General features: G+C 34.6%; 19 protein-coding genes. 11 read left to right on the top strand and 8 right to left on the bottom strand.

Annotation, left to right across the window (positions count from 1 at the left end; genetic code table 11):
* The first annotated feature begins 34 nt into the window (after nt 1–34).
* Nucleotides 35–1,612, top strand: a complete 1,578-nt coding sequence (locus AC1DCD_RS05525) for a S41 family peptidase (RefSeq protein WP_464640759.1) — start codon at nt 35–37, stop codon at nt 1,610–1,612.
* Nucleotides 1,613–1,722: 110 nt separating this feature from the next.
* Here the strand turns inward: AC1DCD_RS05525 and AC1DCD_RS05520 are convergent, their stop codons facing one another.
* From AC1DCD_RS05520 to AC1DCD_RS05510, 3 genes are all read right to left on the bottom strand, one after another.
* Nucleotides 1,723–2,427, bottom strand: coding sequence for an ATP-binding cassette domain-containing protein (locus tag AC1DCD_RS05520; RefSeq protein WP_464640760.1), 705 nt, complete (start codon nt 2,425–2,427; stop codon nt 1,723–1,725).
* Nucleotides 2,428–2,458: 31 nt separating this feature from the next.
* Nucleotides 2,459–3,853, bottom strand: a complete 1,395-nt coding sequence (locus tag AC1DCD_RS05515; protein ID WP_464640761.1) for a DUF5687 family protein — start codon at nt 3,851–3,853, stop codon at nt 2,459–2,461.
* A 122-nt stretch (nt 3,854–3,975) separates the two neighbouring features.
* Nucleotides 3,976–4,839, bottom strand: coding sequence for a YitT family protein (locus tag AC1DCD_RS05510; protein WP_019036315.1), 864 nt, complete (start codon nt 4,837–4,839; stop codon nt 3,976–3,978).
* 203 nt (nt 4,840–5,042) lie between these two features.
* Here AC1DCD_RS05510 and AC1DCD_RS05505 point away from each other — a divergent pair, with 203 nt between their 5' ends.
* Genes AC1DCD_RS05505 through ruvB form a run of 3 tightly spaced genes read left to right on the top strand, consistent with a single transcriptional unit; the run spans nt 5,043 to nt 6,981 of the window.
* Nucleotides 5,043–5,588: a hypothetical protein gene (locus AC1DCD_RS05505; RefSeq protein WP_464640763.1), complete on the top strand. Its 546-nt coding sequence runs from the start codon at nt 5,043–5,045 to the stop codon at nt 5,586–5,588.
* A complete protein-coding gene (locus tag AC1DCD_RS05500) occupies nt 5,570–5,929 on the top strand; it encodes a DNA methyltransferase (RefSeq protein WP_464640765.1) in 360 nt (119 codons plus the stop codon). Before AC1DCD_RS05505 ends, AC1DCD_RS05500 begins: the two co-directional genes overlap by 19 nt.
* Before the next feature lie 14 nt (nt 5,930–5,943).
* Entirely contained in the window at nt 5,944–6,981 is a 1,038-nt protein-coding gene (gene ruvB, locus AC1DCD_RS05495; protein WP_353586005.1) for a Holliday junction branch migration DNA helicase RuvB, read from the top strand.
* A 390-nt stretch (nt 6,982–7,371) separates the two neighbouring features.
* Here the strand turns inward: ruvB and AC1DCD_RS05490 are convergent, their stop codons facing one another.
* The 5 genes from AC1DCD_RS05490 to AC1DCD_RS05470 all read right to left on the bottom strand — a co-directional run bounded on the left by AC1DCD_RS05490 (nt 7,372) and on the right by AC1DCD_RS05470 (nt 13,698).
* Nucleotides 7,372–8,640 (bottom strand): THUMP-like domain-containing protein, encoded by a 1,269-nt coding sequence (locus AC1DCD_RS05490; protein WP_464640768.1) that lies wholly within the window; start codon nt 8,638–8,640, stop codon nt 7,372–7,374.
* Between the two features lie 198 nt (nt 8,641–8,838).
* On the bottom strand, nt 8,839–10,023 hold the full coding sequence (locus AC1DCD_RS05485) for a protein kinase domain-containing protein (protein WP_008447244.1): 1,185 nt from the start codon (nt 10,021–10,023) through the stop codon (nt 8,839–8,841).
* Nucleotides 10,024–10,217: 194 nt separating this feature from the next.
* Entirely contained in the window at nt 10,218–10,973 is a 756-nt protein-coding gene (locus AC1DCD_RS05480; RefSeq protein ID WP_008447174.1) for a succinate dehydrogenase/fumarate reductase iron-sulfur subunit, read from the bottom strand.
* A 2-nt stretch (nt 10,974–10,975) separates the two neighbouring features.
* A complete protein-coding gene (locus tag AC1DCD_RS05475) occupies nt 10,976–12,958 on the bottom strand; it encodes a fumarate reductase/succinate dehydrogenase flavoprotein subunit (RefSeq protein WP_019036309.1) in 1,983 nt (660 codons plus the stop codon).
* 65 nt (nt 12,959–13,023) lie between these two features.
* Complete coding sequence (locus tag AC1DCD_RS05470; RefSeq protein WP_036856052.1) at nt 13,024–13,698, bottom strand: succinate dehydrogenase cytochrome b subunit; 675 nt, start codon at nt 13,696–13,698, stop codon at nt 13,024–13,026.
* 269 nt (nt 13,699–13,967) lie between these two features.
* Here AC1DCD_RS05470 and mnmG point away from each other — a divergent pair, with 269 nt between their 5' ends.
* From mnmG to deoC, 7 genes are all read left to right on the top strand, one after another.
* Nucleotides 13,968–15,863, top strand: coding sequence for a tRNA uridine-5-carboxymethylaminomethyl(34) synthesis enzyme MnmG (mnmG, locus tag AC1DCD_RS05465; protein WP_036856054.1), 1,896 nt, complete (start codon nt 13,968–13,970; stop codon nt 15,861–15,863).
* A gap of 87 nt (nt 15,864–15,950) precedes the next feature.
* Nucleotides 15,951–16,481 (top strand): adenine phosphoribosyltransferase, encoded by a 531-nt coding sequence (locus tag AC1DCD_RS05460; RefSeq protein ID WP_008447279.1) that lies wholly within the window; start codon nt 15,951–15,953, stop codon nt 16,479–16,481.
* Nucleotides 16,482–16,828: 347 nt separating this feature from the next.
* A complete protein-coding gene (gene uvrC / locus AC1DCD_RS05455) occupies nt 16,829–18,670 on the top strand; it encodes an excinuclease ABC subunit UvrC (RefSeq protein ID WP_036856057.1) in 1,842 nt (613 codons plus the stop codon).
* 24 nt (nt 18,671–18,694) lie between these two features.
* Nucleotides 18,695–19,147 (top strand): D-aminoacyl-tRNA deacylase, encoded by a 453-nt coding sequence (gene dtd, locus AC1DCD_RS05450; RefSeq protein ID WP_019036305.1) that lies wholly within the window; start codon nt 18,695–18,697, stop codon nt 19,145–19,147.
* Nucleotides 19,148–19,183: 36 nt separating this feature from the next.
* The gene (locus tag AC1DCD_RS05445) at nt 19,184–19,309 is read left to right on the top strand and encodes a hypothetical protein (RefSeq protein WP_008447290.1); all 126 of its coding nucleotides are present in this window, start codon (nt 19,184–19,186) and stop codon (nt 19,307–19,309) included.
* A gap of 6 nt (nt 19,310–19,315) precedes the next feature.
* Nucleotides 19,316–19,654, top strand: a complete 339-nt coding sequence (locus tag AC1DCD_RS05440; protein ID WP_008447269.1) for a nucleotide pyrophosphohydrolase — start codon at nt 19,316–19,318, stop codon at nt 19,652–19,654.
* Nucleotides 19,655–19,696: 42 nt separating this feature from the next.
* Nucleotides 19,697–20,644: a deoxyribose-phosphate aldolase gene (gene deoC / locus AC1DCD_RS05435; protein ID WP_008447218.1), complete on the top strand. Its 948-nt coding sequence runs from the start codon at nt 19,697–19,699 to the stop codon at nt 20,642–20,644.
* Nucleotides 20,645–21,111 lie beyond the last annotated feature (467 nt).

Genomic DNA, 21,111 nt, shown 5'->3' with positions numbered 1-21,111 from the left:
AACATAATTACACTTACTAAAAAGCCACAAAGTAATGAAAAAAACAACTATATTAATAATACTTATCACACTATTTCCTATATATTCTTTAGCACAAATAAAGTTTAATTTTGGAAAAAACTCACCTCTTCGCAAACTTCAACTCGCGGAAATGGCTATAAATTCTCTTTATGTAGATTCTGTAAACGAAGAAAAATTAGCAGAAGATGCTATACGAGGAATGCTTAAAGAGTTAGACCCTCATTCAACTTATTCCGATGCAAAGGAAACAAAAGCGATGAACGAACCTTTAGAAGGCGACTTTGAAGGCATAGGTATACAGTTTAATATGATTAATGACACTTTAGTAGTTGTTCAGCCAATAGTAAAAGGACCGTCTGAGAAAGTAGGTATTTCATCTGGTGATCGCATAATAGCTGTTAACGACACCACTATTGCCGGTGTAAAGATGGATAAAATAGATATAATGAAACGACTACGCGGCCCTAAAGGCTCAAAGGTAAAACTAACCATTATACGACGCGGAACAAAAGAACATTTACATTTTATTGTTACTCGTTCTAAAATCCCTGTACACACAATAGATGCTGCATATATGATTCGTCCAAAAATAGGATATATACGATGGAGCAGCTTCGGAGCAAAAACTTATACTGAATTTATGAGTGCTATTAACACACTTCAGCACAAAGGAATGAAACAATTAATCATTGATTTGCAAGACAACGGAGGTGGATATTTACAAGCTGCCGTACAAATTGCTAATGAATTCCTAAAAGATGGGGATATGATAGTATACACTAAAGGACGAAATATGAAGCAACAAGAGTTTCGCTCAAATGGTAAAGGAAAACTAAAAGATATAAAGATATATATCCTTGTAAATGAGTTTACAGCTTCTGCAAGTGAAATAGTGTCTGGTGCTATACAAGATAATGACAGAGGAATTATAATAGGACGCCGTACATTCGGCAAAGGATTAGTACAACGCCCCATTGATTTGCCTGATGGAAGCATGATACGTCTTACCATAGCTCATTATTATTCTCCAAGTGGAAGATGCATTCAAAAGCCTTATAAAAAAGGTTATCAAGAGGATTATGATATGGATATTGAAAACAGATTGAAACATGGTGAACTAACAAATCCTGACAGTATACACTTTGATAAATCACAAAAGTTTTATACAAAAAGACAACATCGATTAGTGTATGGTGGTGGGGGAATAATGCCAGATGTATTTGTTCCACTCGACACAACACAATATACAAGATTACATAGACAATTAGCCATTAAGAATATAATTATGAATGCATATCTAAAATATGCAGATCAAAATCGTAAACAGCTAAAAAATACATACCAATCATTCGAAACTTTCAATAGAAACTATACTATACCTTTATCGCTTATCAATCAAATTATAACAGAAGGAAAGAAGCAAAAGATAGAAGCTAAAGATGACCAAGAACTGCAAAACACTCAAAAATATATAAAACTACAATTAAAAGCTCTTATAGCTAGGGATCTTTGGGACACAAATGAATATTTCAGAATATGGAATGAGCAAAGCCATATTATAAAAAAAGCATTAGAAATAAGTCGCAAATAATAAAATTATATGTCTTTTACAAATACATATAAAAAATATTTATATTACTATTATTAAATAGTATACTTATAAAACTTTTGGGCAAAAGTTAGTTAATAAAAACAATAAAACTACTTTTGCTCAAAATACTCATTAATTTCCTTAAGTATATTACCATTTTTATTACTAATATCATTAACCACTTTCCCTTTTTCAAGTAAAAGAATGCGAGTAGAAATATCTGCTATAAACTGAATATTATGACTGGATATAAGTACTGTTGTACCATTCTCGCTACAAATATTCTGTATTTTTTTAGCTACAAAGATTTGAGACGAAGGGTCTAAATAATTAAAAGGTTCATCTAATATCAACACTTTAGGGGCAATTATCATTGCACCTATAATACCTATCTTTTGCTTATTACCCTGCGAAAAATCTTTAATTAGCTTATTTGTACCAAGTATTTCACCCCTATCTATATCATAAAATTCAGCTAAACGCTGTTTAAGAATAGGCTCTTGGATATGATATACCTTAGCAATAAATTCAAAATACTCCTCTGGTGTATAAAAATCAATCAAAAAACTACCATCTATAAAAGAGCCAACCCAATGTTTCCATACATCTGTATCACATACTTTCTTACCTGATATAAGCACTTCCCCTTCTGTACTCTGTATTAAATCGAGCATAAGACGCATCAAAGTAGTTTTGCCTGCACCATTATTACCTACTAAGCCCACCAACTCCCCACTTTGGATTGTTAAGGCTTCTATATCCAATACTGTATTATCACCATATTGCTTTTTAAGGTTACTAATCTGAATTTCCATCGTTTGTCGTATTTTTTAGTCGTTTATTTTCTTACTTTCTCAACTCTTCTAAGCGGGCATACTTTTGCTTCATAAATCTATTTACTAACATTTTAATAACTCGTTTGTGAAACATGAAGGCTAAAACACCTATCATACACAGGACAGCCTCTGCCATATAAAAGGACGGAAGCATTGTTAGTAGGGCTATATAGACCACTACTCCTATAATAGGCATTAATCCATATACATTAAAACCCATATTAGCACCTTGATAATTAAAGAACCCACTGGAGAAAAGATCTATCCTCTTCGATTTTAAACAAGTAATAAATAGCAACAGATCGACGGCAAAACTAAAGACTACAGATACTATTATAAGGTCTAATCTCCATAAATTAAAGAATACACCAGGTAACAATAACAACGAAGAAGCAACATTTAAGCACATAAAAAAGTAATATTTCGTGTTTAAATGCTCCTCAAGTACATAAGGTTTAGTAAAGAGTCCGTCGATAAAATTTGCTTCTATGCCTAACATAAACTGTCCCAACATAAATGGAGCGTAAAGAATAATAAAAATAAAGAATAAATAATAGCTTGACATAGCTGACCAACCCATATCTGCTTCATTTAGATTTACCAGCAGATAAAGATCTCCTGTAAATAACAATAGAAATAAAATAATGGGATTTTTAAAACGTTTTGTACGCCATAAAGCAGCCCATTCCATCGTAAAACGCCCTACCTTACTATTTTTCCTACTACTCCTTTTATACTCTTTTTGCTCATTATAATTATCTAAATTATAAATAAAAACAAACAAGCTACAAGCATATAACACTGTAATAACACCTATCTCAAAGGCTAAAGCTACCTCTGTAAGCATCGATATGCCAAATATCATTACAAATGTAATAAACATAAGAAAACAAGCAAAGCCTACCCAAGTAGCAATTCTTAAGAGATAATTATTGGATAAACGCACACTAGTAACAAAAAGTGCCATCGTTGTACTAAGGATATATGCCAAAACAAAGGTTAATAGAGCATACCCAATAGGCATAATAAGGCAAGCCACTATACCTGTGAGTATGGGTGGAAAGGCTGTCCAATAATCTATTACACTCGAAGCTACGATAAACTGACCCCACGTCAGTTTTGAAATAGGACGAGATTTGATAGCATTATCCATACCGTTCTCCTCTATCTTCATCATAAACATTGACATAAGGCAAATAGGAATACTCCCCAATGCAATGGGAACAGCTGCTATTTGTAATGTTCTATCGTGTAAAATCTTAGTGATATTAGCATTTACCTCAAAAAGGAAACCACCTATCATTATCACTATACATAAGAAAAAATAGATCAATATACCCATTTTCTTCCAATCGAAGGTGCGCCTCTTTTGTGTCCACCATAATTGAAGTAATACTTTTAACATACTTATAAAATTATTATTGCTCCAACAAATATAAGAAGAAATGTATAATATATAACGCTTTAGAACATCATTTTGCCAAAACTATTAAAAAGCTACGTCTATAAAAACGCTAACATACACTTTCACTCTTTATTTTGCTTTAAAGACCTCTTTTTATGTTTAACCTTTAAACGATCAAAGCCATTACCATAAACACCTGTTACCTGACTTTGCGTTACAAATGCATGCGGATCTATTTCATCTACTAATCTATACATTGCTGGTGCCTCTCTCTTGCGCGTTACCGTAAGAATAAGTTTTGTTTTATGCCCTGTATAATAGCCTTCTGCGTCAAGAAAAGTACAACCGCGTGGTATTGCACCACCTGATATCTTCTCTGCTATTTCTTCATAACGTTCTGATATAATAAGAAACTGTACCGACTGCCTACCTACACTCACAACCTGATCTACAACAAAGGCTATAGTAAACAATGTTATATATCCATAAATAACATGTTCCCAGTCATGTAAAACAAGATAGCTAAGCGTTACTATAATAATATCTACTAACAAGATAACACGCCCTAACGAAATATTACGATACTTATTAACCATTGCAGCTACAATATCAGACCCTCCTGAGCTGCCATTAAATGCCAATCCAAAACCAACACCAACACCACAGAACAGACCTCCTATTATAGTTACCATGAAAGGTTGTGAATGAAGAATCATTGGATGAGGAAAGAAATGCCTCACAAGCCATGTGCAAATAGTTAACGTTACTACGCCATAAATAGTACGAACACAAAAGCGCCAACCTAAAACCTTGAGTGCTATTGCTAATAAAACAACATTCATTAAGAAATAAGTGTAGGTAATAGGTGTACCTGTACCCCAATAAATAATAGATGAAAGACCTGCTACCCCACCATTACCAATATTATTTGGCAATAAAAAAATAGCCCAACCTATAGCATATGACATCATACCTACGGCTATCATTACATAATCGATGATCTCACGATACAAAAGTTTCTTACTTATACTCACAGTTTATCTAAATAAAATAGGTGAATGATTATGTGTGCAAAAGTAGACATTTTTTCCCATATATGTATACTATAAACATGTATAATACTCGTATAATACTCATTTTGAGTTTTTTTTTGTACCTTTGATTTTCAAATTAAACATCACTATAGCAAATGAATATTTTCACAAAATATAGTATTGAGTTAGCTAATCAAAAAGATTATTTAGACCAGTTATTCTCTGTATATCCTCTAAGTCCTGACTCTATTCGTGAAATAAATAAGGATACTTGGCATAATATTGAAGAATATTACAAGTCTTATAATAACGTAGAACTTTTCAAATCTTTATTAAAATTAAAACTGTTTCCTATAAAAGACAGTTATGTTTCTTTCTTTAAACATGCAAAATCAGCAGTAGAAAGGAATCCACTAACTGTCAATAGAATTTGTGGACGTATTAGAGAATTAGGACTTGATAAACTATATGAAAGATGTACACAACCAAAAGAGACTAACAGACAGATAGGACCACTATTTACAAACTGGTTAAACTCTGGTACTTTAGGCTGCTTACCTATTGAAGAAGATGCTTTCTTAAATGCAAAAGACTTTGCTATTCTGAAAGGAACAGACCAATCTTTAAAAGAATTTGCACATAAATATTTAAACTATAATAGAGATAAAGGATTAGAAAACAATTGGATAAAAAAGGATTAATAGAATGGTCAAGCAATGGGAATCCACGCAAAATAAACTATGCAGACGATAGAATAGGGAAAAAAGCGCAAGATATTTGGGATTTTAAAGATCCTCAATATCCTATTTATCCTACCCAAAAGAATGAAGACCTTTTACATTTTATTATCAAAGCATCTTCATCAATAAATTCTATTGTATTAGATTGCTTTGCAGGTTCAGGTACAACTCTAAAAGCTGCTAATCGCTTAGGCAGGAAATGGATAGGGATAGATCAGTCGGAACTTGCCATTAAGACTATTAAAGAGAACTTAAAAAGTGAAGGATTATTCGCTACAGAATATGATTATATCACATTATAAACTATAGAATATATATGACTGAAGATTTTGATATAAGAGAAGCGCGATTACAATCGGCTGAAAAAGATTTTGAAAATGCGCTACGACCACTGAAGTTTAACGACTTTAGCGGACAAGACAAGGTAGTAGAAAACCTTAGTGTCTTCGTAGAAGCTGCTAAATATAGAGGAGAACCTTTAGATCATACCCTACTACATGGACCTCCCGGATTAGGCAAAACCACATTAAGCAATATTATTGCTAATGAGCTTGGAGTAGGATTTAAAATAACATCAGGACCTGTACTTGACAAGCCGGGCGACTTAGCCGGCATTCTTACCAGTCTTGAGCCTAATGATGTTTTATTTATAGATGAAATACATCGCCTATCACCTGTTGTAGAGGAATACCTATACTCTGCCATGGAGGATTATCGCATTGATATAATGATAGACAAAGGACCATCTGCACGCAGCATACAGATAGAACTTAACCCATTTACTTTAATAGGAGCTACTACAAGAAGTGGGTTACTTACAGCACCATTACGAGCACGATTTGGTATAAATATGCACTTAGAATATTATAACGCAGAAACTATTCAACGCATTATTAAACGATCGGCTGCACTACTAAAGGTACCTATAATAGACGAAGCTGCAGAAGAAATAGCTCTTCGCTCACGTGGCACACCGCGTATATGCAACTCTTTATTACGCCGTGTACGCGACTTTGCACAAGTAAAAGGCAACGGAACAATTACTCCAAACATAGCCACAATGTCTCTACAAGCGCTTAACATCGATCAATACGGACTTGATGAAATAGACAATAAAATATTACTTACCATCATAGATAAGTTTGGAGGTGGTCCTGTTGGAGTTTCTACTATTGCTACTGCTATAGGAGAAGACAGTGGAACAGTAGAAGAAGTATACGAACCATTTCTCATAATGGAAGGATTTATTAAACGAACAACACGTGGACGTGTTGCTACACAACTGGCTTATGAACATCTTGGGCGCAATTATCAATCTGCAAATCCTATACAGCCTAATCTCTTCGATATATAATTTATTTAAACAAAACTAACTATTCACTCGCTATAATCATAAATATTGAGCAAATAAATATATCGAGAAAACGTATAAACAGTAAATATAAAGACCTTTTACTAATTATAAAAGAAACTGATATAACAACGTCCTTAAAAGAAATATTATACCATAATAATAAGCAAAGTACAATTAAAGAAAAAGAAAAGGTATTCTTAAAGAAAAGAAAAGGATACCTTTTTTATTGCTATTAGCTAAACATTGAACCAAAAAATAACTTATTTTTATATCATTTTTAAACTATTTTTGTACAAAAAATAATCTATTTTTCAAAACAAGATATATTCCGTTAATATACAGATAGTTATGAATACAGGCAAGATAGATGCTTTTTTGTATATTTAAAAGCTATATTTTAGCACACTTTATCATATAATGCTCACCGTTAATAAGCGTGGTAGCAAACAAATAATCTTTACCACCTTCGCTTAATTTAAGCCGTTTACGCAGCTCACTAACAGTTTGGGGGAAGTTGCGAGTAGCTATATTTGCTTTAGAAAGACCAGATAAAAAGCGTTTAAGGCTTTTTTTATTAAACGAAGAAAAACCTGTTATTACAAACGATCTACCCGGGAAATTAGCGATTTCATCGAAAGAAACAAACAAATGAGAATTAGGAGCAAGAGCAGACACTGGATATTTTTGAGTAATAACACCAAAAGAAGCTGCTTTCATCAACGAAGAATTAGGTTCATAAAGATACATACCTATCTGCAATTGTTCGGTAAAAAGGCGTAAAACAGCATTTTTAGCCTCTTCGATAGAAAAACTTATTACCTGATCATCGTTTACACAAAATATATTTATATTTGACGGTGAAAGCCCTAAAAGTCTCGCTTTTTCTTCAGATTGCAGAACTAAAAGAAGCTCTTTACACTCGTTTTTTACCGATAAAATATGTACTTCTCGCACAACATCACCCACACTACAAAGATCAGTCGCAGCTTTATGCCAATCGAGCATAGGTGATAATTTAATTACTACATACTGTGCTTTTAAAAGCAACTCTTCCTCTATAGGAATAATATTAGGACTACAATCGGATATAAACACCGTTTTACCACCATTATAATCACGACGTGCAGGATCGATAAAAATAACAGTAACAGGATCTGTTATATGTAAATAGTTAATACCTTCGGCATTAACTATCTCTATGATGGTACGCTCATAATGAAAAAGATCAAAATTATACTGTGCTATTTCACACAACTCTTCTTGCTGCTCTACATACACTGCTTTGTCGAAAGCTCGAGCCATAAAAGAGAAATCTACGCCAAAACCACCAGTAAGGTCGAGCAAAGAGGTAGACAAAGTAACTTTTTCTCTATCACAGTTACCAATAATACGTCTAACAAGATGATACTTATACGTGGCAGTAACCTCACTGGAACACTGCTCTAAAGAAATATGCTTTGGATAAATAATACCCTGAATATTTGCCCATGATGGCAACTTTATGCAAGCTTTCTGCCAACCAGCAATCTGATCAAGTGCGAAAGAAATATTAATATCTTTATAAGTATTAGCTTTAAGAGCTAAAGAGCGAATATTATCAGTAAGATGCTCTGTTATAAATTTCCTTGTTTTGTCGCAGTTATCTGTAAGTGTACTCATTTACAACATATTACAATTTTACTAAACAACAAGTATAACATTGCCTTGTTTCTTTACATTACCTTTTATAACAATAAAAGAAAAGACCTACAAGGCACCTATATTTGCCTATCATTTAACAATAACCGCTCAGTTATTGCTATTACCTAACACTCTTATTACAGCCATACTTACTACAAAAGCAGAGCGAAACCTAAATTACTTCAATGCAGCTTTTTTTGCTTTAACATAATTACCAAAAATATTATCAAGTGCTAAACGCTGCTCGTTATCTAATGTGTCATTTGCAGCTATCAGACCTTTATAATAAGCCTTTATACGTGCATTTAACTTAGTTTTATTAGCAACCGTCATAGCCTTCTTATCAAATTTAGAAAAAATACCATCTAAATCCTTATACAAAGCAGGCTTCATAGTTTTTAAGAAAGCCATTTTTCCTGTAGTAGGAAAACTATCTCTTCTTACCTCTATCTTCGGCTTTTTATCAACCTGTAAAGTATCAACAGAAGCCTCTACCTTATCTCTTGAAAATAAAGAAGATAAATTAATCTTACCAAACTCAACGGAAAGCGTATCTTTAAAACACAATACGGCAATTACTATACATATAAGAATAATAACTAATCCAAACACTTTTACCATACCACCGCTAATCTTTGGCATAGACATAGACGAACCTGATTTATTGAAATCGGCTAAAAACTCGCCTACATCAGCATAACGCTCACTACGCTTAAAAGCACAACAGCGTTTTATATGCTCACTATATGCAAGTGTTAATCCCATAGATTTAATAACTACACCAAGAGAATATATATCTACTAAAGCATCAGCAGCTATTGTTTCGTCCTTTAGTTCTGGAGCTATAAAACGCATAGCTTCACTACCTGGCTTAAGAGCATCTACCGAAAGTACACTAAAATCGGTTATCTTAGCTACATTATCATGCGTGGATATTAAAACATTATACGTATTTAGGTTACGATGTATAACACCTTGTCCATGAATATACTCCAAAGCAGAAGCTATCTGATTAACAATAGCTATCTTATCGTCATCAATATGCCCTTCTAATAAATACGATTTCAATGTAATACCATCTACATATTCTTGCTCTATACAAAGACCATATTCATCTGTTTCAACAATATCATTATAACGAACAACATTAGGGTGACTAAGATTTTTAGAAATTTCAAATTCCTTTTTTAAGACATTACAAAACAAAACACGATCACGCAATTCTTCTTTTAAGGCTTTCAAAACTACAGTTTTATCGTCCTTAACTGCCTTTATGTAAAGAAATATTCCCTTAGAAGGAAGCTTATGATAAGAAGAATAAGAAACCTTTTTTATGGTTTCAGAAAGTCTATTATCAGCCATTACTATTATTTTTATTAATTTATACGCTTAGTAAGTGTACAAAATTAGTAAAAAAACACACAATATTCAATGAATAGATAAAAAGAATAGTTATAAAATAAAAAATATCCTATAGCTTGATATACAAACTATAGGATAAAATACTATTAGAAAAAATGTTAAAACACCTCGTCTTTGTTATAGACAAAGGTTTTTTAATCAGCCAACTTAGCCTTAATAAACTCACGATTTAAGCGAGCTATATTAGCTATAGACTCATTCTTTGGACACTCTGCCTCACAAGCACGAGTATTAGTACAGTTACCAAAACCTACTTCTTCCATCTTAGCAATCATAGCCTTAACACGCTTTGCAGCCTCTGGCTTACCTTGAGGAAGTAAAGCAAACTGACTTACCTTAGAAGAAACAAAAAGCATTGCAGAACCATTCTTACAAGCGGCAACACATGCACCACAACCTATACAAGAAGCACAATCCATAGCTTCATCGGCATCTTGCTTAGGAATAAGAATAGCATTAGCATCTTGAGCCTGACCAGTACGCACTGTAGTATAACCACCTGCTTGCATTATCTTATCAAAAGCAGTACGATCTACCATACAGTCTTTAATTACAGGAAAAGCTGCCGAACGCCAAGGCTCTACTGTAATTACATCACCATCGTTAAAACGACGCATATAAAGCTGACATGTAGTAGCACCTGTTGCAGGACCATGAGGGTGCCCATTTATATAAAGCGAACACATACCGCAAATACCTTCGCGACAATCGTGATCGAAAACAAAAGGTTCTTGCCCTTCATTAATAAGTTCCTCATTAAGAATGTCGAGCATTTCAAGAAATGAAGTGTCGTCTGGAATGTTCTTCATCTCACGGGTATCAAAGTATCCCTTTGCCTGTGGACCACTCTGACGCCAATATTTTAATGTGAATGATAATGTCTTTGCCATGATTAATTCTTGTAATTACGTGTTTGTACCTTTATTGCTTCATACTCAAGGGTCTCTTTTAGGAGTATAGGAGCAGTCTCATCATTGCCCTGATATTCCCAACAACCTACATAAAAGAAATTCTCATCGTCGCGCTTAGCTTCGCCTTCTTCTGTCTGATACTCCTCTCTAAAATGTCCACCACAGCTCTCATTACGAGAAAGAGCATCATTAGCTACAAGCTCACCCATAAGAATAAAATCACGAAGATGAATAGCTTTATCAAGTTCTACATTCAAACCTTCCTTAGTTCCAGGAACAAAAAGATTTGTATCAAACTCCTTTCGTATAGCTTTCAACTTATCAAGACCTATACGCAAACCTTCTGCTGTACGACCCATACCAACATATTCCCACATGATATGACCCAACTCCTTATGGATAGAATCAACAGAACGCTTACCTTTAATACTCAATAGACGATCCATTTCAGATTCTACCTTCTTTTCTGCTTCATCAAACTCAGGAAGATCGGTAGAAAGATGAGCCCAAAGAGACTGATCTGCCAAATAATTCTGAATAGTATAAGGTAAAACGAAATAACCATCGGCAAGACCTTGCATCAATGCTGATGCCCCTAAACGGTTAGCACCGTGATCTGAGAAATTACATTCACCAATAGCAAATAAACCCTTAATAGAAGTCATCAGCTCATAATCAACCCAAATACCACCCATAGTATAGTGAATAGCTGGATAAATCATCATCGGATTATAATACTTAACACCATTTATCTCATTAGCAACCTCTCCAGGATTAACATTGGTAATTTCTTCATACATATCAAATAAATTACCATAACGTTGCAAAACAACATCAAGACCAAGGCGTTCTATAGATTCAGAAAAATCTAAAAATACAGCCAAACCCGTATTATTTACACCAAAACCTTTATCACAACGCTCCTTTGCAGCTCGAGAAGCAACATCACGAGGCACTAAATTACCAAAAGCAGGATAACGACGTTCCAAATAATAATCACGATCCTCTTCAGGAATATCAGACCCCTTCTTTGTTCCTGCTTGAATAGCCTTAGCATCTTCAAGCTTTTTAGGAACCCAAATACGACCATCATTACGCAAAGACTCTGACATAAGAGTTAGCTTAGATTGCTTATCACCATGTACAGGAATACAAGTAGGGTGAATCTGAACGTATGATGGATTTGCCATATAAGCTCCCTTACGATAACACTGAATAGCCGCTGTACAATTACAACCCATCGCATTTGTAGAAAGGAAATAAGCATTACCATAACCACCTGTAGCTATTACTACTGCATTTGCAGAAAAACGCTCTAACTTACCTGTTACAAGATTCTTTGCTATAATACCACGAGCAGCACCATCTACTATAACTACATCTTCCATCTCATAACGAGTATATAGCTTAACCTTTCCTGCTTGCACCTGGGCACTTAACGAAGAATAAGCACCAAGTAACAACTGCTGACCAGTCTGCCCCTTAGCATAGAATGTACGACTTACCTGCGCACCACCAAAAGAACGGTTTGCTAACATACCACCATACTCACGAGCAAAAGGAACACCCTGTGCAACACATTGATCAATGATGTCATTAGAAACTTCCGCTAATCGATAAACATTAGCTTCGCGAGCACGATAATCGCCACCCTTTACCGTATCATAGAATAAACGATAAACAGAATCACCATCATTCTGATAATTCTTAGTAGCATTAATACCACCTTGCGCTGCTATAGAGTGTGCACGACGAGGGGAATCTTGAATGCAAAAATTATAAACATTAAATCCCATCTCGCCTAAAGATGCCGCTGCAGATGCACCAGCAAGACCTGTACCTACAACGATAATATCTAACTTTAGTTTATTTTTAGGGTTCACCAAACGTTGGTGATTCTTATAATTGGTCCATTTTTCGGCCACTGGGCCCTCAGGAATCCTTGAATTTATTTGATTAGTCATAATCTTATTTCATGCTTTAATTTTTCTTTTTATTGATCTTAGGTATTAATTAGGATAACAGCTACTTACATACTAGGAGCAAAACCTAACCAAAAAGCAAGTACTAAAAAAGCAAAGATGGCCATAAGTATAGTTACATAAACTAAACCTATACACTGCCAACGCTTCAACCAAATCTTACCACTCCAGCCAAAGGTTTGCATTGACGACCAAAACCCATGAGAAAGATGAAACCATATCGCAACAATCCAAATAAGATAAAGGATAGAATAAACTGGACTGGCAAAAGTATCTTGTATCCAAGCAAAACCATCTGCAGGACTATGAGCAACCTCTATCTTAGCTAACTCTGCAAACATCATATGTCCCCAGAAGTTATAAAGATGAAGAGCAAGACCTATAAAGATGATCAAACCTAACACTAGCATGTTCTGACTAGCCCAACTTACCTCAGGACGACGGCTTGTTACAGCATAACGTTCATTACCACGAGCACGCCTATTCTGTGCTGTTAAGATAAAAGCATACACAATATGCACTACAGCCAAGGCTCCAAGCCCCACTGTTCCTGCAACTGCATACCAGTTAGAACCTAAAAATTCACACACCATGTTATAACCCTCACCAGAAAAAAAGGCCACAACATTCATACAAAGGTGGAAAGTTAAGAATAGAATAAGTGCAAAGCCTGTTACAGCCATTATCACTTTTCTTCCAATTGGTGAATTAATTAACCACATAAATGAACTGATTTTGATTTTATTTAATTATTAGAATTTCTTTATCGTTTACTGTGGAGATTTATATTATAACAAGCTATAAAAGCTATTATTTATTACATTTGCACAAAAAGCATATAACAAAATAGTAATAAAATACTAATTTCTTGGTATTGCCTCGCACAAAATCTGTACAAAAGTACTATATTTTAGTGATTAACCCAAGCGAAAACAAAAGAAATCGGATTAAATTTCCTACTTTTGCATAGAAATTAGAAAATGTATAAACAATGATTTTTCAATATGATGTTCTTGTTATAGGTGGAGGGCATGCAGGTTGCGAGGCAGCAGCTGCTGCTGCTAACATGGGGGCAAAGACCTGTTTGCTAACAATGGATATGAACAAAATAGCCCAAATGAGCTGTAATCCAGCCATAGGCGGAATAGCCAAAGGGCAAATAGTACGCGAAATTGATGCTCTAGGGGGGTATATGGGACTTATTACTGATGCTTCTTCTATTCAGTTTCGTATGCTCAACCGTTCGAAAGGGCCAGCAGTTTGGAGCCCAAGAGCACAGTGCGACCGACAAAAATATATTGATAATTGGAGGAAAACAATAGACAATACTGATAACCTATACATATTTCAAGATCAAGCTACAGAACTCCTTGTAGAGAAGAGCAACACTTCTAAAGAAGCTGCACAAAGAGTTATAGGAGTAAAAACTATTTGGGGTATAGATATGTATGCACGTACTGTAATTATAACAGCAGGAACTTTCCTTAACGGATTAATGCATATTGGAAATAAACAAGTAGAAGGAGGGCGAATATCAGAACCTGCCGTACATAATTTTACTGATAGCATAACTCGTTGGGGAATTACTGTAGCACGCATGAAAACAGGTACTCCTGTACGTATAGATAAGCGCTCGGTACATTTTGAATATACAGAAGAACAGCCAGGCGATTCAGATTACCACCAATTCTCATTTTTTGGCAAACAACGTTCTTTACCTCAAATGCCTTGTTGGACATTTAATACCAATGAAAAAGCACACAGCATCATACGTAATAGTTTATCAGAAGCACCTATACTTAATGGGCAAATTCAGAGTACAGGACCACGTTATTGCCCTTCTATAGAGACTAAACTTATAACTTTTCCTGATAAATCATCACACCCTTTATTTCTTGAACCTGAAGGAGTTGATACAAACGAGATGTATCTTAATGGCTTTTCATCAAGTATGCCATGGGATATTCAGATAGAAGCAATACACCAAATTCCTGCTCTAAGCGATGCAAAGATATATAGACCGGGATATGCTATTGAATATGATTACTTTGATCCTACCCAATTAAAACCTTCTTTAGAATCTAAAATCATTGAAGGTTTATTCTTTGCAGGGCAAGTTAATGGTACTACAGGTTACGAAGAAGCTGGTGGACAAGGAATAGTAGCAGGCATTAATGCTGCTAACTTATGCAGTAATAACCAGCCTTTTATAATGAAAAGGGACGAAAGCTACATAGGAGTGCTTATAGATGACCTAACTACAAAAGGTGTTGATGAACCTTATCGTATGTTTACCTCACGTGCAGAGTATCGCATTTTACTCAGACAAGATGATGCTGATGCTCGCTTAACAGAAAAGGCATATACTTTAGGAATAGCTAAACGTGAACGTTACGACTGGTGGTTAGAGAAAAAAGAACATATTCTACGCATAGAAAACTTCTTTTATAATAACACTGTAAAGCCTGAATACGTAAACAGTTTATTAGAAAAAATAGGATCTTCTCCCATTAAGGGAACTACAAAATTAATCGATTTAATCGGTAGACCTAATGTAACTATAACAGATTTGGCCAATATCCTACCTACTTTAAAGGAATGTTTAGAAACATGTCCTAACAGAAAAGAAGAAATAATAGAGGCAACCGAAATAAAAATGAAATATAAAGGATATATAGAACGTGAACGTATTTTTGCAGAAAAGATGCACCGTTTAGAGAATATAAAGATAAAAGGACACTTTAACTATAACAAAATACATGACCTTTCTACTGAATGCAGACAGAAGTTAGAGCGTATACAACCCGAAACTTTAGCACAAGCAAGCAGAATACCCGGAGTTAGTCCTAATGATATTAATGTACTATTAATATTAATGGGTCGATGAAAAGAGAAAAAAGACAATAAAAACATTATTATAAAATAACATTTTATATTATAAATAAGCAACTAAAGTAAAAAGAAAAATACACTAATGAACAAACAACTATTACTTGACAACCTGAGATGTATTCCAGATTGGCCTATAAAGGGTGTTAATTTTCGTGATGTTACAACACTATTTAAATCGGCAGAAGCTTTAAAAGAGATTTCCGACGAGATGTACGAGCTTTATAAAGATAAAGGTGTAACAAAAGTTGTTGGCATCGAAAGTCGCGGTTTTGTCATGTCTTCTGCCCTTGCAGAACGTCTTGGCGCAGGCATAGTGCTTTGCAGGAAACCAGGCAAACTACCTTGTGAAACCGTACAAGAAACATACGAAAAAGAATACGGCACAGACACAATAGAAATACATAAAGATGCTATTAACGAAAATGACGTTATCCTTCTTCACGATGACCTCCTTGCTACAGGTGGAACTATGAAAGCTGCATGTAAATTAGTAAAGAAATTCAACCCAAAGAAGGTATATTGCAACTTTATAATAGAACTATTAAAAGAATTTCCAGAATGTAGATCACAATTTGACAAAGATATAGAGATCTCATCTCTGCTCCAATTCTAAAAAAATAATATTTAAACAATAGAATAATAAATAATAACCAAACAAAGGCGGAGCAACTTTTAAGAGAAAGATGTTCCGCCTTTTAATTTTAAAAACATATATAGATACGTATTCTTACATAAACACAGAAAGTAAAAACATAAACCTAAAGAAAAGATGCAAGCCAAAGAAAACACGAAAGAGTTTATAGAAACCTTACACCGTTTATCCTCTTTTTAAAATCCACTTGCTCATAATCCTTTACTAATAAAAAACCACCTATAAGGCTAAAGATAAATAAAGATTCTTAAACGTTCCACGTGGAACAAAGGAGATAGAAACAGTTAGAAACAAGATAGTTACAAAAAATGGATAAAGAAAATAATCAAAAGCGCATAGAACGTTTGAAAACTATAGTAGCAAGCATGCCAGAGAAGCCTGGCACATACCAATATTATGATAAAGATAATATTATCATTTATGTTGGGAAGGCTAAAAACTTAAAGCGCAGAGTAGCCTCTTATTTTCATAAAGAGGTAGATCGTTTTAAGACAAAGCTCCTTGTTTCTAAAATTTTCGACATTTCTTATTCTATAGTAAACTCAGAAGAAGACGCCTTATTAATAGAAAATCAGCTTATAAAACAATACCAACCACGTTACAATGTCTTGCTTAAAGATGGCAAGACATATCCCAGCATTTGTGTAACTAATGAGCTTTTTCCTCGCATATTTCACACAAGAACAATTAATAAAAAGCTTGGTACATACTTTGGACCCTACTCACACATTAGCTCCATGTACGCTATTTTAGACATTATAAAGAAAACTTATAAGCCGCGAAGCTGTCGTTTCCCTATAACAGAAGAAGGTATACAGCAAGGTAAATATAAGTCGTGCTTAGAATACCACATGGGAAATTGTGGAGCACCATGTATAAACAAGCAAAGCTATAATGAATATCAAGAGAACATAAAACAGGCAAAAGAGGTGCTAAAAGGCAATACACGTTCTGTGCAACACATCATACGTAAGCAAATGGAAGAGCTATCAGAGCAGCTACGTTTTGAAGAAGCTGAGATATGTAAACAGAAATACATTGCTTTAGATAATTTTGCTACAAAAAGCGAGATAGTATCCTACACCATTACCGATGTTGATGTCTTTTCAATAGATAATGATGAAACTAATAAAAATGCTTTTATCAATTACATTCATGTTACTAATGGAGCCATTAATCAAAGCTTCACATACGAATATAAACGCAAACTTGATGAGAGCGATGCAGAACTATTAAATGAGGCCATACCTGAGATTCGTGAAAGATTTAAAAGTAAAGCAAAAGAAATTATAGTGCCATTCGAGCTTGATTTTAAAATAAAAGATGCTGACTTTTTCATTCCTCAGCGCGGAGACAAACGCCATTTGCTTGAGTTATCGCAAATGAATGCTAAACAATATAAGTTCGACAGACTAAAACAAGCTGAAAAACTCAATCCTGAACAAAAGCAAACACGCCTTATGACAGAACTTCGCGACAAACTAAAACTTCCCAAACTACCTTATACTATTGAGTGTTTCGACAATTCTAACATATCTGGAACAGATGCAGTAGCAGGGTGTATAGTATATAAAAAGATGAAACCTTCAAAAAAAGACTATCGTAAATATAACATCAAAACAGTAGAAGGTCCTAATGACTACGCATCGATGCAGGAGGTGGTACGCCGCCGTTACAGCAAGATAAAAGCAGAAGGCACTCCTCTACCCGACCTTATTATTACCGATGGCGGTAAAGGTCAAATGGAAGTAGTGCGCACTGTTATAGAAGACGAGCTACATCTTCATATCCCTATAGCTGGCTTAGCTAAAAATGATAAGCATCGCACTAACGAACTTCTATATGGCTTCCCAGCCCAAACCATTAGTATAAAACCCACTTCTGAGCTATTTAAAGTACTCACACAGATACAAGATGAGGTGCACAGATATGCCATTTCCTTTCACAGAGATAAACGGTCTAAACATCAGCTACATAGCGTATTAGATGAGATTCCAGGCATTGGACCTAAGACAAAAGAAGCTCTTTTAAAAGAACTAAAGACCTTAAGCAATATAAAAACTACTGATTTACAGACACTTACAGGTATCATTGGCAAATTTAAAGCTGAAATAATTTTTAATTATTTCCACAACAAAACAGATAAGTAGCGGAATATTTCGTATATTTGTAACATGAGAATAGTAATACAACGCGTAACAAAAGCCTCAGTATCTATAGATGGCAAGGTAAAATCAGCTATAGGCTCAGGGTATCTTATCTTACTTGGGATAGCAGATAACGATACTCAGGAAGATGCTAACTGGCTTGTAAAAAAAGTTATTGGTCTTCGTATCTTCAATGATAATAATGGGATAATGAATAAAAGCATTATCGAACAAGGAGGCGACATACTTGTCGTTTCACAGTTTACGCTACTTGCAAGCTACAAAAAAGGCAATCGCCCCAGTTGGCTTCACGCAGCCAAACATGAGCTGTCTATCCCTCTCTACGAACATTTCTGTCAGGCTCTTTCCACCCTACTTGGTAAAGAAGTGAGAAGAGGAGAGTTTGGTGCCGATATGAAAGTGGAATTGCTAAATGATGGTCCTGTAACTATTTGTATGGATACACATAATAAGGAATAGAAACAAAATATCTAACGATACTTGCAAAAAGAGGAAATGGTAAAAGAAAATAATAATAAAGCTCTTAAAGTACTCATTATTTATATCGCTATAGTTATCATAGCCTGGATAATAGGATTAGCATTTATCGTATCTTGTGGTGGAATTAAAGGATTTACATAAAATATAATGACAATAAAAGAAGCACAATCAGCAGTAGACCAATGGGTAAAAACCTATGGCGTGCGCTACTTTAGCGAGCTTACCAATATGGCTTGCCTTACAGAAGAGGTAGGCGAACTTGCTCGTGTAATGGCTCGCCAGTATGGAGATCAGAGTTTTAAAAAAGGAGAAAAACCCAACATCGGTGAAGAAATGGCTGACATACTATGGGTACTTATGTGTATGGCAAACCAAACAGGGGTAGATCTCACCGAGGAATTGCAAAAAAGTTTCTATAAAAAAACTACCCGCGATAAAGATAGGCATATTAATAACCCTAAACTTAAAGATAAAAGAAATAAATAAGCGAAATCAATAAATAATATCATAAATATAATTAAAATCAATATGGGAAGTATAAAAGAACAATTCTCTAACGACATTCACAAACAGAAAAATACTGGTAAGGTGGATAGTAGTAAGTACGAGCAAGCCCTTTCATTGTATGACCTCAATATTACTGATGATGAGGTAAAAAATGCTGTACGGAAAATTATTGAGGAAAAGGTAAGTGAGAATAATAACAAGGAGGTAAAGAAGTTTCTCCTCAGCACAGTAGAATATACTACACTAAGTGTCAGCGATACCGAAGAGAAGGTGCTTAAAATGGTGGAAAACGTTAATAAGTTTGAGGAAGAATATCCTAACCTACCTAATGTTCGCACCATAGTAACCTACCCTAACTTTGCAAAACTTGTAGCCAACAGTCTTGAAATAGATGGTGTGGATATTACAGTGGTATCGGGAGCTTTTCCTTCATCACAGAGCTTTTTAGAAGTAAAAACAGTAGAAACAGCTCTTGCTATAAAAGACGGGGCTACTAATGTAGACATTGTTCTACCCGTAGGAAAATTCTTTTCAGAAGATTACGAGAGCGTTTGCGATACCATTTCAGAGCTTAAAGAAGTGTGTGGCGACGTAGACATGAAGGTTATCCTTGAAACAGGTGTATTAAAAACAGCTAAAAACATTAAAACAGCAGCCCTGCTTTCTATGTATTCTGGTGCTCAATTTATAAAAACCAGCACAGGCAAAGAAGGTGGTGGTGCAACAGCAGAAGCCGTTTATGTAATGTGTCAGGCTATAAAAGAATATTATAACAAGACAGGCATACAGATAGGATTAAAACCTGCTGGCGGCATTAACAGTGTCATGGACGCTGTAATATATTATACTATCTTTAAAGAAGTGTTAGGCGAAAAGTGGCTATCTAACTATTATTTCCGTCTTGGCACAAGCAGACTTCCAAACTTAATCTTATCAGAACTATTAGAAAAGGAGATAAAATACTTCTAAAAACATGATAAAACATTGTTTTTTAGGGTTTTAAAAGATGTCCTTTTTTTGTCGCAGTTCGCCTGCTTTCGGGGTTTGAACATTAGTTTGTAACGGTATAATACATACTACAAGTATGTTATACATAATAATAAAAACATACTATCCCATGTTCAAATCCCGCTTTTTAATGTCCAACCCTTACCTTTAACAACACAAGCTATACTCTCTTTATAAAACAAGAGATATTTTTTGATTTCATTTTTAATTTATTTTTAATACAAAAATAAATTATTTTTAGCACAAAAATAATCTATTTTTTAAAACAGCAAATAACATAATGGTTTACAAATAGTTACATATATACATTAAAAAAAACATCTTTTACCTGAAAAATAGTATGCCTTAAAGATAATCGAGTAGGAGGTAAACCCTAATCATAGGTGTTTATTTCCTACTTTCGTGTTCACCGACCTCTCACACCACCG

The organism is Prevotella sp. C0209C1 (assembly GCF_056583855.1).
This window is presented reverse-complemented; position numbering and strand designations above follow the sequence as displayed.

Coding starts and splice junctions, on each gene's coding strand:
- AC1DCD_RS05525 (WP_464640759.1), top strand. CDS start 35: ATGAAAAAAACAACTATATTAATAATACTTATCACACTATTTCCTATA.
- AC1DCD_RS05520 (WP_464640760.1), bottom strand. CDS start 2,427: ATGGAAATTCAGATTAGTAACCTTAAAAAGCAATATGGTGATAATACA.
- AC1DCD_RS05515 (WP_464640761.1), bottom strand. CDS start 3,853: ATGTTAAAAGTATTACTTCAATTATGGTGGACACAAAAGAGGCGCACC.
- AC1DCD_RS05510 (WP_019036315.1), bottom strand. CDS start 4,839: ATGATAGCCGTAGGTATGATGTCATATGCTATAGGTTGGGCTATTTTT.
- AC1DCD_RS05505 (WP_464640763.1), top strand. CDS start 5,043: ATGAATATTTTCACAAAATATAGTATTGAGTTAGCTAATCAAAAAGAT.
- ruvB (WP_353586005.1), top strand. CDS start 5,944: ATGACTGAAGATTTTGATATAAGAGAAGCGCGATTACAATCGGCTGAA.
- AC1DCD_RS05490 (WP_464640768.1), bottom strand. CDS start 8,640: ATGAGTACACTTACAGATAACTGCGACAAAACAAGGAAATTTATAACA.
- AC1DCD_RS05485 (WP_008447244.1), bottom strand. CDS start 10,023: ATGGCTGATAATAGACTTTCTGAAACCATAAAAAAGGTTTCTTATTCT.
- AC1DCD_RS05480 (WP_008447174.1), bottom strand. CDS start 10,973: ATGGCAAAGACATTATCATTCACATTAAAATATTGGCGTCAGAGTGGT.
- AC1DCD_RS05475 (WP_019036309.1), bottom strand. CDS start 12,958: ATGACTAATCAAATAAATTCAAGGATTCCTGAGGGCCCAGTGGCCGAA.
- AC1DCD_RS05470 (WP_036856052.1), bottom strand. CDS start 13,698: ATGTGGTTAATTAATTCACCAATTGGAAGAAAAGTGATAATGGCTGTA.
- mnmG (WP_036856054.1), top strand. CDS start 13,968: ATGATTTTTCAATATGATGTTCTTGTTATAGGTGGAGGGCATGCAGGT.
- AC1DCD_RS05460 (WP_008447279.1), top strand. CDS start 15,951: ATGAACAAACAACTATTACTTGACAACCTGAGATGTATTCCAGATTGG.
- uvrC (WP_036856057.1), top strand. CDS start 16,829: ATGGATAAAGAAAATAATCAAAAGCGCATAGAACGTTTGAAAACTATA.
- dtd (WP_019036305.1), top strand. CDS start 18,695: ATGAGAATAGTAATACAACGCGTAACAAAAGCCTCAGTATCTATAGAT.
- AC1DCD_RS05445 (WP_008447290.1), top strand. CDS start 19,184: ATGGTAAAAGAAAATAATAATAAAGCTCTTAAAGTACTCATTATTTAT.
- AC1DCD_RS05440 (WP_008447269.1), top strand. CDS start 19,316: ATGACAATAAAAGAAGCACAATCAGCAGTAGACCAATGGGTAAAAACC.
- deoC (WP_008447218.1), top strand. CDS start 19,697: ATGGGAAGTATAAAAGAACAATTCTCTAACGACATTCACAAACAGAAA.